12 protein-coding genes are annotated in these 13688 nt (G+C 62.3%); 8 read left to right on the top strand and 4 right to left on the bottom strand.

All coding sequences use genetic code 11. The features are described 5' to 3' along the window. Position 1: 1 nt before the first annotated feature. From htpX to ACWFUC_RS22630, 7 genes are all read left to right on the top strand, one after another. Complete coding sequence (gene htpX / locus ACWFUC_RS22660) at positions 2-877, top strand: protease HtpX (protein ID WP_121044989.1); 876 nt, start codon at positions 2-4, stop codon at positions 875-877. 86 nt (positions 878-963) lie between these two features. Further along, positions 964-1599 carry an L-threonylcarbamoyladenylate synthase gene (locus ACWFUC_RS22655; RefSeq protein WP_121044987.1) on the top strand — a complete coding sequence of 212 codons (636 nt, stop codon included), beginning with the start codon at positions 964-966 and terminating at the stop codon, positions 1597-1599. Positions 1600-1689: 90 nt separating this feature from the next. Beyond that, positions 1690-2349 carry a site-2 protease family protein gene (locus ACWFUC_RS22650; protein ID WP_489623428.1) on the top strand — a complete coding sequence of 220 codons (660 nt, stop codon included), beginning with the start codon at positions 1690-1692 and terminating at the stop codon, positions 2347-2349. 61 nt (positions 2350-2410) lie between these two features. Then, complete coding sequence (locus ACWFUC_RS22645; protein WP_489623427.1) at positions 2411-3610, top strand: tryptophan--tRNA ligase; 1200 nt, start codon at positions 2411-2413, stop codon at positions 3608-3610. A 163-nt stretch (positions 3611-3773) separates the two neighbouring features. Beyond that, positions 3774-4652 carry a 4-hydroxy-tetrahydrodipicolinate synthase gene (gene dapA / locus ACWFUC_RS22640; protein WP_489623426.1) on the top strand — a complete coding sequence of 293 codons (879 nt, stop codon included), beginning with the start codon at positions 3774-3776 and terminating at the stop codon, positions 4650-4652. Between the two features lie 61 nt (positions 4653-4713). After that, positions 4714-5895, top strand: coding sequence for an NlpB/DapX family lipoprotein (gene bamC / locus ACWFUC_RS22635; protein WP_134222957.1), 1182 nt, complete (start codon positions 4714-4716; stop codon positions 5893-5895). 18 nt (positions 5896-5913) lie between these two features. Next, on the top strand, positions 5914-6699 hold the full coding sequence (locus ACWFUC_RS22630) for an MBL fold metallo-hydrolase (protein WP_121044979.1): 786 nt from the start codon (positions 5914-5916) through the stop codon (positions 6697-6699). Between the two features lie 439 nt (positions 6700-7138). Here ACWFUC_RS22630 and ACWFUC_RS22625 read toward each other — a convergent pair whose 3' ends face one another. Together ACWFUC_RS22625 and ACWFUC_RS22620 are read right to left on the bottom strand one after the other, a co-directional pair. Then, entirely contained in the window at positions 7139-7411 is a 273-nt protein-coding gene (locus tag ACWFUC_RS22625; RefSeq protein ID WP_075259113.1) for a hypothetical protein, read from the bottom strand. 322 nt (positions 7412-7733) lie between these two features. Continuing rightward, positions 7734-8861, bottom strand: a complete 1128-nt coding sequence (locus ACWFUC_RS22620) for a JmjC domain-containing protein (RefSeq protein WP_489623425.1) — start codon at positions 8859-8861, stop codon at positions 7734-7736. A 225-nt stretch (positions 8862-9086) separates the two neighbouring features. Here ACWFUC_RS22620 and ACWFUC_RS22615 point away from each other — a divergent pair, with 225 nt between their 5' ends. Next, positions 9087-9629: an FKBP-type peptidyl-prolyl cis-trans isomerase gene (locus tag ACWFUC_RS22615; RefSeq protein ID WP_088754969.1), complete on the top strand. Its 543-nt coding sequence runs from the start codon at positions 9087-9089 to the stop codon at positions 9627-9629. A 164-nt stretch (positions 9630-9793) separates the two neighbouring features. On the opposite strand, the gene ACWFUC_RS22610 is transcribed toward ACWFUC_RS22615, so the two are convergent. Together ACWFUC_RS22610 and mutS are read right to left on the bottom strand one after the other, a co-directional pair. Further along, positions 9794-10735, bottom strand: coding sequence for a hypothetical protein (locus ACWFUC_RS22610; protein ID WP_489623424.1), 942 nt, complete (start codon positions 10733-10735; stop codon positions 9794-9796). A gap of 54 nt (positions 10736-10789) precedes the next feature. Beyond that, positions 10790-13471, bottom strand: coding sequence for a DNA mismatch repair protein MutS (gene mutS, locus ACWFUC_RS22605; protein ID WP_489637366.1), 2682 nt, complete (start codon positions 13469-13471; stop codon positions 10790-10792). Positions 13472-13688 lie beyond the last annotated feature (217 nt).

Here is a 13688-nt window from a genome sequence, read left to right as displayed (position 1 = left end):
GATGAAACGCATCCTGCTGTTTATCGCCACCAACATCGCCGTGCTGGTGGTGATGAGCGTGATCCTCTCCCTGCTGGGCGTGGACCGCTTCCTCACTCGTTCCGGCCTGAACCTGCCGATGCTGATGGTGTTCTCGCTGGTGGTCGGCTTCACCGGATCGATCATCTCCTTGCTGATGAGCAAGAGCATGGCCAAGTGGTCCACCGGCGCGCGCGTGATCGAAACGCCCATGAACGGTACCGAAGCCTGGCTGCTGCAGACCGTGGGCAAGCTGGCCCAGCGCGCCGGCATCGGCATGCCGGAAGTGGCGGTCTATGACGGCGAACCCAATGCCTTTGCCACCGGTGCCTTCCGGGATTCGGCCCTGGTGGCAGTCTCCACCGGCCTGCTGCAGGGCATGACGCAGGACGAGGTGGAAGCCGTACTCGGCCACGAGGTGGCTCACATCGCCAACGGCGACATGGTCACCATGACCCTGATCCAGGGCGTGGTGAACACCTTCGTGGTGTTCCTGTCGCGGGTAGTCGGCTATTTCGTGGATTCGGCCCTGCGCCGCAACAACGAGTCTTCCGGCCCCGGCATCGGCTACATGGTGACGGTGATGGTGTGCCAGATCGTCTTCGGTATCGGTGCCTCGATCATCGTGGCCTGGTTCTCGCGCCATCGTGAATTCCGGGCTGATGCCGGTGCGGCGCGCCTCTTGGGCACGCCTCAGCCGATGATCAATGCCCTGGCGCGCCTGGGCGGCTTTTCGCCGGAAGGCCTGCCGCAGAACATGGCGGCCCTGGGCATCAGCGACAAGCCCGGCATCATGGCGCTGTTCTCGACACACCCGCCGCTGGAACAGCGCATCGCCGCCCTGCGCGGCCAGCGCTAAGCCCGGCGGGCAGCGACAACGGCGGTGGCGACACCGCCGTTGTGCTTTTTACGATTTGGATTTGGATTGGAAACGGAAACCGCATCATGAGCCAGTTTTTCGAGATTCACCCCGACAACCCGCAACTGCGCCTGATCAAGCAAGCCGCGCAGATCATCCACAAGGGCGGCCTGGTGGCTTTGCCCACCGACTCCTGCTACGCGCTGGTCTGCCAGCTGGACAACAAGGATGCCGTGGAGCGTGTGCGCCGCATCCGTGGCGTGGACGACAAGCACCATTTGACCCTGCTGTGCCGCGACCTCTCCGAGATCGCCCAGTACGCCAAGGTGGACAACCGCCAGTACCGCCTGCTGAAGGCCGCCACCCCCGGTGCCTATACCTTCATCCTGGAAGCCACCAAGGAAGTGCCGCGCCGCCTCTCGCACCCCTCGCGCAAGACCATCGGCCTGCGCGTGCCGGAGAACCGCATCGCCCACATGCTGCTGGAAGAACTGGGCCAGCCGCTGCTGGGTACCACCCTGATCCTGCCGGACGAAGATCTGCCGCTGACCAGCGCCGAAGACATCCGCAGCCATCTGGAAAAGCAGATCGAACTGGTCATCGACAGCGGTGCCTGCAGCCTGGAGCCGACCACCGTGATTGATCTCACCGATGACAATGAACCCGTGCTGGTACGCCAGGGCAGGGGAGATGCAGGCATCTTCGGCTTGCAGGCTGCCTGAGCGAGTTTTTGTTCACCCACATCCGGCCAGCGGAAGCGGCCCCGAGCGAATCCGGGGCAGTTCGTTGTCCCTCTGCTAAAATCCCCGCCCATGAATGAACTCATCCAGACCGTCGCGGTTTACGCGCTGCCCGTGCTCTTCGCCATCACCCTGCACGAGGCGGCCCATGCCTATGCGGCCAAGTTTTTCGGGGATACCACGGCGTATTCGATGGGGCGCATGAGCCTCAATCCGCTCAAGCACATCGATCCCTTCGGCACCATCCTCATTCCCATCATGCTGTACTTCGCCACCAATGGCGCTTTCCTGTTCGGCTACGCCAAACCGGTGCCGATCAACTTCGGCCACCTGCGCCAGCCCAAGCGCGACATGGCCTGGGTCTCGCTGGCTGGTCCCGCTGCCAATTTCTTCATGGCACTGCTGTGGATGCTGGCCATCTATGCCCTGGCGCTGGGCGGGGTGCAGGAAGAATTCTTCACACTGATGGCCAGGGCAGGGGTGCTGACCAACCTGGTGATGTTCGCCTTCAACCTGTTCCCGATTCCGCCGCTGGATGGCGGGCGCATCCTCACCAGCTTGTTGCCGAACAAATATGCGTATAAATTCGCCCAGATCGAGCCCTATGGCTTCTTCATCGTCATGGCGCTGGTGCTGCTCAAGGTGATTTACGCCTGGTGGATGGCCCCCGTGATGTATGTGGCCGGCAAGCTGCTGCAGCTCATTACCTTCCCCATTACCTTGCTGTTCTGATCCTTCATGTCGCTGATCCTGTTCATGTCGAACCGCCACCTGCCAACCAACGTCAAACGCCATGTATCCTGACCGCGTCGTCTCCGGCATGCGCCCCACGGGCGCGCTGCACCTGGGCCACTATCACGGTGCCCTGAAGAACTGGGTCAAGCTGCAATCCGAGCTGCCCTGCCTGTTCTTCGTGGCCGACTGGCACGCGCTGACCACCCATTACGACGATCCCTCCGTGATCGAGACCAGCACCTGGGAAATGGTGATCGACTGGCTCGCCGCCGGGGTTGATCCCTCCCAGGCCACGCTGTTCATCCAGTCGCGCGTGCCCGAGCATGCCGAGCTGCATCTGCTGCTGTCCATGGCCACCCCGCTGGGCTGGCTGGAACGCGTGCCGACCTACAAGGACCAGCAGGAAAAGCTGGCCGACCGCGACCTGGCCACCTACGGCTTCCTGGGCTACCCGCTGCTGCAGGCGGCTGACGTGCTGATCTACCGCGCCAGCCAGGTGCCGGTAGGTGAAGACCAGGTGCCGCACATCGAGATCATGCGCGAGATCGCGCGCCGCTTTAACCACCTGTACGGCAAGGAAAAAGGCTTCGAGGAAAAGGCCCTGGCCGCCACCAAAAAGCTGGGCAGCAAGCGCGCCAAGCTGTACCTGGAACTGCGTACGCAATTCCAGGAAAAGGGCGACGATGAAGCGTTGGAACAGGCCAAGGCCATGCTGGACGATGCCCAGAACCTGTCGATGATCGATCGTGAACGTTTGTTCGGCTACCTCGAAGGCAGCCGCAAATTGATCCTCACTGAGCCGCAGGCCATGCTGACCGAGGCCTCGCGCCTGCCGGGGCTGGATGGGGCCAAGATGTCCAAGAGCTACGGCAACGCCATCGCCCTGCGTGAAGATGCCGCTTCGGTCACCAAGAAGGTCAAGACCATGCCGACCGACCCGCAGCGCGTGCGTCGCAGCGATCCGGGCGATCCGGACAAATGCCCGGTCTGGCAATTCCACCAGGTTTATTCCACCCCGGAAGTGAAGGAATGGGCCGCCAAGGGCTGCCGTTCGGCCGGGATCGGTTGCCTGGAGTGCAAGCAACCGGTGATCGATGCCATCCTGCAGGAGCAGCAGCCGATGCTGGAACGTGCGCAGCCTTACCTGGACGATCCTTCGCTGGTGCGCGCCATCGTCGCCGATGGCTGCGAGAAGGCGCGCAAGCTGGCCCAGGACACCATGCGCGACGTGCGCGAAGCCATGGGGCTGGGTTATTGACCAGCGGCAAGCGGGTTGCAGGCCGTCGCGGGGCCCGCAGGGGCGGGCTCTCCGGTTTTTTTTACGTCCGCTTTCATCTCTGGCAGCCGCAAATTGACCTGATGAGGCGTCTATCCGCTACAATCAGGCCTTTATTCTGACCACCACCTTACATACGCACACCATGATCAAGGGTAGCATTGTTGCAATCGTCACTCCCATGCATCCGGACGGCAGCCTCGACTTCGATGGCCTGCGCAAGCTGATCGACTGGCATATCGCCGAGGGAACCGACAGCATCGTCATCGTCGGTACCACCGGCGAATCGCCCACCGTCTCGATGGAAGAGCACTGCGAACTGATCAAGGTCGCGGTCGAGCACACGGCCAAACGCATCCCCATCATCGCCGGTACCGGCGGCAATTCCACCGCCGAAGCCATCGAGCTGACCGCCTTCGCCAAGAAGGTCGGCGCCGACGCCTCGCTGCAGGTGGTGCCCTACTACAACCGTCCGACCCAGGAAGGCATGTACCTGCACTTCAAGACCATCGCCGAAGCGGTGGATCTGCCGGTGATCCTGTACAACGTGCCCGGCCGGACGGTCGCAGACATGAGCAACGAGACCATCCTGCGCCTGGCGCAGGTCAAGGGCATCGTGGGCGTGAAGGATGCTACCGGCAACATCGGCCGCGGCACCGACCTGATCCGCCTGGCCCCCAAGGACTTCGCGGTCTACTCCGGTGACGACGCCACCGCCATCGCCTTGATGCTGTATGGCGGCGCCGGCAACATCTCGGTGACGGCCAACGTCGCCCCGCGCGACATGCACGAGCTGTGCGTGGCTGCCATGAGCGGCAACATCGCTCGTGCCGTGGAACTGAACAACAAGCTGCTGCCGCTGCACAACAAGCTCTTCGTCGAACCCAACCCGGTGCCGGTCAAGTGGGCCATGCAGGAGATGGGTCTGATCCCGTCGGGCATGCGCCTGCCGCTGGCGCCGCTGGGCGAGTCCTTCCACGACACCGTGCGCGCTGCCCTGCGCGAGTCCGGCGTCTTAAACTGATCGGCTTGGCCGTTTTGGCGCAGGTCTCCTGAAATCCGATTCCGCTTTCACTAGTAACGATATGACTAATAGCAATAACGTTCGTCCGGTCTCCCGCTCCGCGTACACACTTACCCAACGCAGCATCGTCGTCGCACTGGCGCTGGCCGGACTGGCAGGATGCTCGTCCATCGGCAACATGCTCGAAGGCGACCGTATCGATTACAAGAGCGCCGAAAAGGCCCGTGGCCCGCGCCTGGAAGTGCCGCCCGACCTCACCCAGCTGCAGCGCGACAACCGCTACGCCATCCCTGAAGCCAACAAGGGTGTGGCCACTGCCTCCGGCTACCAGCTGGAACAGCAGAACAAGCCGACCACCGATGTCACCTCCGTGGCACCGACGTCCAAGGGCAACGAAATCCGTATCGAGCGCGATGGTTCGCAGCGCTGGCTGGTGGTCAAGCAGACCCCGGAACAGCTGTGGCCGCAGATCAAGGACTTCTGGCAGGACAGCGGATTTCTGATCAATATCGAATCGCCCGAGACCGGCGTGATGGAAACCGACTGGGCCGAGAACCGTGCCAAGATCCCGCAGGACTTCATCCGCAATACCTTGGGCAAGGTGTTTGATTCCCTGTACTCCACCGGCGAGCGCGACAAGTTCCGCACCCGTCTGGAACGCGGCCCGAACGGCACCACCGAAATCTTCATCAGCCATCGCGGTGCCGAAGAAGTGCTGACCGGTTCGGCCAAGGAAACCTCGGTCTGGACTGCACGTCCCTCCGATCCTGGCCTGGAAGCTGAATTCCTGTCGCGCCTGATGGTGCGCCTGGGTGCAGAAGAAACCAAGGCCAAGGCAGCCGTGGCCAATGCTCCCTCGCTGCAGGCCCGTTCGCGCCTGCAGAAGACCGCCACCGGCACCAGCGTGCAAGTGGATGAGGGCTTCGACCGCGCATGGCGTCGCGTCGGCCTGGCACTGGACCGCGTGGGCTTCACCGTGGAAGACCGCGACCGCAGCCAGGGCATCTACTTCGTGCGCTACGTGGACCAGAACCAGGATGCCAAGGACAAGAAGGATGACGGTTTCTTCTCGCGCATCTTCAGCTCCAAGGACAAGGACAAGAAGGCTGCCAAGTACCGCATCGTGGTCAAGGGTGCCGGTTCCGACAGCAGCAACATCGTCGTGCAGAACGGCGAGGGTGGTCCGGATACCTCGGGTATCTCCGACAAGATCCTCGGTCTGCTCAACGAACAGCTGAAGTAAGCAGGACCCGGGGCTCAGATGAAGTTCGCGAGCCTCGGTAGCGGCAGCGAAGGCAATGCGCTGCTGATCTCGGCCGCAGCCGGCGACCAGCGTCCCTCCTCGGGGACCACGGTCATGCTGGACTGCGGCTTTACTTTGCGCGAAGCCGAGAAGCGCATGCTGCGCCTGGGCCTGGATCCTTCCGATGTCTCGGCCATCGTGGTCACGCATGAACATTCGGACCACGTCAGCGGCGTCTTCAAGTTCGCGCGGCGCTATCGCATTCCGGTCTGGCTCAGTTACGGCACCTGGCAGGCGGTGGCCGAGCAGGCCAACGATGTCGATGTACGTTTCTGCGCCGATGGCCAGAAGCTTGCCATCGGCGATCTCGAACTCTCTCCCTATACCGTTCCGCACGATGCCCGCGAGCCGGTGCAGTACGTGGCCAGCGATGGTGATCGTCGCCTGGGCGTGTTGACCGATGCCGGCCAGCCGACCGCGCATTTGGTGCAAGCCCTCGATGCCTGCGATGCGCTGCTGCTGGAATGCAATCACGACCGCGACATGCTGGATCGCTCGCCTTATCCCGCCTTCCTCAAGCGCCGCATCGGCGGCGACTACGGCCATCTGGCCAACGACGCCAGCGCCGAGATCCTGCGGCTGCTCGACAAAAGCCGGCTCAAGCGCGTCATCGGCGCTCACCTGAGCCAGCAGAACAACACGCCCGAACTGGCCCGCGCGGCCATCGAAAGCGTACTCGGCACCACTTTTGGCGAGATCGGCATCGCCTGTCAGGAAGAAGGCTTCGCCTGGCTGGACGTCTGATCGCAAACGCGAGTGGTTCAGCCCTTTGTCAGGCTGTCTGTGTCTTGGGTGCGCTGCGTCAGAAACAATTTGTTTCTCTTTTTCTTCAGCTTGAAGGGCCTTGATTTGATCCCGGTCCGCGGTTCCGTCTCGTCTGCTGCGATATTGTGTCTTCGATAAGAAATGCGGCTTCTGCGGGCTTGTCAGGTCCTTGTCAGTGGGCGAGCCAGGATTGAATGCGGCGATGCGTTCCTGGGCCGTTCTGAGCGGTTTGCGCTGGATCAAACGAGGGCAATGTCCGGGAGATCTGAAGTGAAGGCTGCTTCACGTGCCAAGTGAAGAGAAAAGACAGTGATATGAAGTTTCGGACTGGAACGCCCGGCAAAAACAAAACGACAACAAAACTCGGGACGAAAAAAAACCGGTCTTGCGACCGGTTTTTTCGAAAATAATCCGAAGATTACTTGGCCGGAGCGGCTTCAGCCGGCTTTGCATCAGCGGCCGGAGCGGCAGCGTCAGCAGGCTTCGCATCAGCAGCCGGAGCAGCGGCGTCAGCCGGCTTGGCAGCGTCAGCAGCAGGAGCGGCGTCAGCCGGCTTTGCATCAGCAGCCGGAGCAGCAGCGGCCGGAGCTTCAGCAGCAGGAGCAGCAGCAGGTGCCGGTGCTTCTTCCTTCTTGCCGCAAGCAGCCAGGGCAACAGCCAACAACGAAGCGATCAACAGAGTCTTTTTCATGAATATTCCTTCAATATTTAAAAATTGTGCGATGAATAATTACCGGTAATTATCGCTCTACTGGGAGGCTTTCGCCGCGGGTAAGACCTCACGGTCGGGCTTCGGTTCTTGCTTCTTTTTTACTGCCGAAACAACGCCTGACAACGAAAACTTTCCAGCCCATCATTATAGCTATTTTTTTCCGGAATCACATCGCCACTATGGGAATTCGTAAGAATTTGTAAGAACTTACATCCCTTTTCAGCGGCCCGGAAAGTCTTGGCGCAAGCCGCTCTCCGGGATTTTCTAAAGTAATTTCGAGAAGTGTCCGCAATAAATTTCATTAATCTCGAATGATGTCGAGCCAGCCACTTTCATGCCATTGGTGCAATGCTTCCAGCAGGTCTTCGGAGGCCAGGTCGAGGTCGGATTTCTCCAGCACACGCGAGTCTGCCAATCGCGCCAGGATCGCCTTGTCGCCGCGATTGACCTGGAAGGATTCGCCATTGATGAAGACGTGAGAGCCACGGTACAGCATGCGCGTCTTGCGATGCAGCGCCAGACCGCGTTTCTTCGCGCCCTGGAAAAAGCGAGCAAAAGATAATTCCTCGGTCCGTGCTTCGAAGAAAACGCTGGGTTTGGGCTCTGACAGATGCTCGCCCAGGAAGATGGTGATGTCGTCGTCGGTGAAGCGGATCTTGTTGAGCTCGTCGCGGATGCGCGCCACCATGTCCAGTGGCAATTCGGCGGGCTTGGCGGTGGCTTTCAGGTCAGGATCTTCATAGCGGCCGGACAGGTCGATGGTATCCATCATGAATTCAAGGAAGGATTCGCCCAGTTCCTGGTAGGCCGGCGAGCGGAAGCCGACCGAATAGGTCATGCATTCGCCGATGGCCACGCCGTCGTGCGCGTATTGCGGCGGCAGGTAGAGCATGTCGCCCGGTTCCAGCACGAATTCCTGTTCGGCTTGGAAGTGGCTGAGGATCTTCAGCGGCACGCCTTCTTCCAGCGTCAGGTCGTCTTGCGCGCTGATGCGCCAGCGGCGTTGTCCGTGGGCCTGCAGCAGGAAAACATCATAGGAATCGAAGTGCGGACCGACGCCGCCGCCATCGGTGGCGTAGCTGATCATCAGGTCGTCCAGGCGTGCATCGGGCACGAAGCGGAACTGGCGCAGCAGGGCATCGGCGGCCGGATGGTGCAGGTTCACGCCCTGCACCAGCAGGGTCCAGGCCTTTTGCTTCAGGGGCGGCAGCTTGTTGAAGGGGCCGTGCTGCATGTCCCAGCCATCGGTGCGATGGGTGATGAGGCGGGATTCGACATCATCGCGGCGGGCCAGGTCGAACAGTTCCTGGCGCGGCAGCGGCGCGGTGAAACCGGGGATGGCGTTGCGGATCAGGAGCGGCTTCTTGTGCCAGTAGTCACGCAGGAATTGGGCGGGCGTGATGCCGCCGAGCAGATCGAGTTTTTTCATGGTCGCCATTATAGAGGTGCCAGCGCAGCCGTACGCCATTGGCGGCGGCCAAGTTTGATGCAGGTATAATCGCGGAGTCGAGATACCGTTTTTGAAAGCGTCCTTGCCTCGCGGGAATGGCAAGGGGATGGTTCTTAGGCCCCAACCCGGGTGGCAGGTGTCCCGCGCGACGCTTCCGCAGCAGCTGCCGCTCCCGCACCACTATCGATACAAAGGACCCTTACGATGAAGATCGCGAAGAATACCGTCGTTTCCGTCAACTACAAGCTGTCGGATGCCCAGAACAACCTGATCGAGCAAAGCAGCGAGCCGATGGTCTACCTGCACGGCGGCTATCACAACACCCTGCCCAAGATCGAAGAAGCGCTGGACGGCAAGGAAGTCGGCTACAGCACCACCATTCAGGTCGAACCGGAAGATGCCTTCGGCGAATACGATTCCGAACTGGTCAAGATCGAGCCGGTCGAGCGCCTGCCGCAACCGCTGGAAGTGGGCATGCAGTTCGAAGGTTCGCCCGATGACGACAGCGAAGAGTCGGTCATCTTCACCGTCACCGAAGTGGCGGACGGCAAGGCCGTGCTCGATGGCAACCACCCGCTGGCCGGCATCGCGCTGCGCTTTGAACTGGCGGTCACCGAAGTGCGCGCCGCCTCCGAAGAAGAAGTGGCCCACGGTCACGTCCACGGTGCCCACGGCCACCATCACCACCACGATGATGAAGATGAAGGCGACGCCGGCGACCACTTCCGCAGCCAGCCGCTGAACTGATCGCTGAATTCTGATCGCAGCGCCGCAAGCCGATCCCGGAAATCGGGATTTTCCTTCCGGCGACCATGCAAAAACGCCCGCAGATGCGCTCTGCGGGCGTTTTTCTTCATTTAAACCGTAAAAATCCGTTTACCGGCAAGGATCTTGTACCTGGCATCGGGCAGCTAGCGCCGTTCTCCATCCGCATCGGCCACCGCAAACAGCTGTGGCAGATGGTCATCCACCACCACCTTGAGCCAGCGCTCACCGACGCCCACGCTGCCCAGGTTGCCGGTCCAGAGGATATGGGCGGGTGCCTTGTTCTTGCCGCCCTGGGCATGTACCACCAGTACCCGCCCCGGGAACTTGCCGGCAAGCTCGGAGAACAGCTTGCGCGTCTCGGCAAAGCCATCCCGCTGAGTGCGGAAGAAGGAACGCTTGGGCGGCGGACCGAAGGGATTGCCATCACTGAAGAAGACGATGGCCGCGCTCTTCTTCAAGGCGGCAAAGGCGAACAGGTGCTGCAGCCAGTTGCGGTTGGCGATGAGGCGGTCCTCGAACTCATTGTTGCGGCCGCCATCGAGCAGGAAGTGATTGTTGGCCGCCGGCAGGTTCACGGTGGCAAAGAGCACGTTGCCGATTTCCCAGCGGGTGTTCTCGGCATAGCTGCGGAACTTGGGCGTGAGCGATTGGCGCAGCATCGGCAGCCGGCTCGCGCCCAGCGAGAATTCACTGGCATAGAAGATCTCGCGCATGCGGGCCAAGCGTTCGATGGCGTCCGAGCGGTTCTCGCGGTCGCGGCAGGTGATCCAGTCGCTGCCAGCCAGCGACACGAAGATGCCGTTCTGTGCCTGCGAGAGCATCTCGTGGCGCTCGGCATAGAGCGCGTCATCACAGCTTTCGGAGGGGGATTTGATGCCATTGACCACCACGAAGGCGAGGTTGTCGGCATCGGTCTCGGTCAGGGCCTGGCGCAGCGCCTGGTCGCCCTTGACGCCGGGCGCGGCATGGTTGATCACGCCGAACGAGAAATCCTGCCCGGCGGCCTGCGCCGCACCGCCCGCCATCAGGATGGCAGCGGTGAAGCAGGTGCATAGCAGGATGCGTCGGATCGGGCGGATCGGCATGCAGTCTCTCTGCGGTTCAAAAGGCGGCACGAAGCCGGCGTCCCCGTGGTGTTGTTATTGTCCCCGGCTCAGGGCCTTCAACTGGTAGAGCGCATCCAGCGCCTGGCGCGGCGTCAGGGCATCGGGATCGATGCCGTCCAGCAATTGCAGCAGCGCTTGGGCCAGCGGATCGGGTTCGACCGCGCCGGCGGGATTGCGTTCATGGTCCGCTTCTTCAGTTTCCGCTTGCGTTTCCATGAAGGAAGGGGCGCTGAACAGGTCGAACTGTGGCGTCGGCTGCATGGACTGGCTTTCCAGCGCCGACAGATGCTTGCGCGCCGCGCGGATCACCGGGGCCGGCACCCCCGCCAGCTGCGCCACCTGCAGCCCGTAGCTCTGCGAGGCCGGGCCGCTCTGCACGGCATGCAGGAACACGATGCTGTCCTTGTGCTCCACGGCCGAGAGGTGCACGTTGGCCGCCGTCGGGTGGATCTCGGGCAGTTGCGTCAGTTCGAAGTAGTGGGTCGCAAACAGCGTGAAGCTGCGCGTCACGTCGATGAGGTGCTTGGCAATCGCCCAGGCCAGGGCCAGGCCGTCGAAGGTCGAGGTGCCGCGTCCGACTTCATCCATCAGCACCAGCGAATGTTCGGTGGCGTTGTTGAGGATGGAGGCTGATTCGGTCATCTCCACCATGAAGGTGGAGCGGCCGCCGGCCAGGTCATCAGCGGCGCCGATGCGGGTGAAGATGCGGTCGATCGGTCCGATCACCGCGCTGGTGGCGGGCACGAAGCTGCCTACGTAGGCCAGCAGCGTGATCAGCGCCACCTGGCGCATGAAGGTCGATTTACCACCCATGTTGGGACCGGTGATGAGCAGCAGCTTGCGCTCGGCGGCGAGCTGGCAGTCATTGGCGATGAAGCGTTCGATCTGGTTTTCCACCACCGGATGGCGGCCTTGCTCGATCTGGATGCAGGGCTCATCGACCAGTTGCGGCGCGCACCAGTTGTTGCGCACGGCATGGTCGGCCAGGGCCACCAGGGTGTCGAGCTGGGCCAGCGCATGGGCGATGGATTGCAGGCGCACGATGTGCGCGCCCATGTCATTGAGGAGCTGCTCGTAGAGGAATTTCTCGCGCGACAGTGAGCGTTCCTGCGCGGAGAGCGCCTTGTCCTCGAAGGCTTTCAGCTCGGGGATGATGTAGCGTTCGGCATTCTTCAGGGTCTGGCGGCGGCGATAATCTTCCGGCACCTTGTCGGTCTGGCCGTGGGTGACCTCGATGTAGAAGCCATGCACCTTGTTGTATTCCACCCGCAGGTTGGCGATGCCGGTGCGTTCACGCTCGCGTGCTTCCAGTTCCAGCAGGTACTGGCCGGCGTTTTCCGACAGGCCGCGCAGTTCATCGAGTTCAGCGTCATAGCCGCGCGCGATCACGCCGCCGTCGCGCACCATGGCGGCTGGCTCCAGCATGATGGCGCGTTCCAGCAGGTCCAGGCATTCCACGGGCGTGGCCAGGTCTTCGTGCAGCTGGCCCAGCAGCGGTGCTTCGGCGTCGCGGGCGCACATTTCCACGTAAGCACGCAATGAACCCAGCTGCTGCAGGCCGCTGCGCAAGCCCGCCAGGTCGCGCGGACGGGCCGAGAGCAGGGCGATGCGGGTGGTGATGCGTTCGATGTCGGGAACGGCTGCCAGCGTGGCCGACAGGCCCGAGCAGGCATCCGTGCGCATCAGTGCATTGATGGCGGCATGGCGTTCGCGCGCGACTTGCTGGTCGCGCAGGGCGTGATGCAGCCAGTGGCGCAGCAGGCGTGAGCCCATCGCGGTACGGCAGTGGTCCAGCGTGGAGAACAGCGTCGGGGCCAGGGCATTGGCATCCTGCGCGCGGATGGTTTCGGTCAGTTCCAGGTTGCGGCGGGTGGCGGCATCCAGGCCGATGAATTCATTTTCGGATTCGACCGTGAGCGTGCGCACGTGCTGCAGGCCGCGTCCCTGGGTCGATTGCGCATAGCGCAGCAGGGCACCGGCGGCACAGATGGCCGGGCCCAGGCCATCGGCACCGAAGCCGTGCAGGGTGGCCACGCCCAGTTGATCGAGCAGGGCCTTCTCGCTGCTGGGCTGGTCGAAATGCCAGTCCGGCACTGTCACGGCGCGGTTGGGCAGGAGCGGCTCGCACTGCTCCAGCTGACCATCGGCCACCAGCACCTCGGCGGCCGAGATGCGTTCCAGTTCCTGCTTCACGCGGCCATCTAGCAAGCTGCTCTCGACCGTGAATTCCATCATCTTCAGCGCGCCGCTGGCCATGGACAGCCAGGCCAGGCCGACCTGCATCTGCTTGCGCGACTTGGAGGGCAGCAGCTGCATGGCCAGCAGGCAGCGCTCGGATTTCTCGGGCAAGAGGTCGGAATCGGTCAGGGTGCCGGGCGTGACGACCCGCACCACCTTGCGCTCCACCGGGCCCTTGCTGGTGGCCGGGTCGCCGATCTGTTCGCAGATCGCCACCGATTCGCCGAGCTTGATCAGGCGCGCCAGGTATTGCTCCACCGAATGGAAGGGGACACCTGCCATCTTGATCGGGTTGCCGTTGGAGGAGCCGCGCTGGGTGAGGGTGACGCCCATCAGACGCGAGGCTTTTTCGGCATCCTCGAAGAAAAGTTCATAGAAATCGCCCATGCGGTAGAACACCAGCGTGTTGGGATGGTCGGCCTTGATGCGCAGGTATTGCTGCATCATTGGCGTGTGAGCGGCGAGGTCTTTGGTCATGAGTCTGGGTGGCGATGCGGGGATCGCTTCTTGCAAGTTCGGGAATGCAGGGCCGCGCGGGCGGGCCACGGTGTCATCAGGCCACGGCGGGCGGCGGGAAGTCAGCCTGGCGGCCGCGCCGGGCGGGCCACCATAAATCAAAAATGCGGACCTTGGTCCGCATGCTTGAGCCGGGATTGTACGCGCATTGGGGGAGTGCAGCCAAGGGTAGCGCCCT

It is taken from the genome of Herbaspirillum sp. Her4 (genome assembly GCF_057961335.1).
The sequence above is the reverse complement of the archived record's forward strand: the minus strand, read 5'-3'. Positions and strand labels throughout refer to the sequence as shown.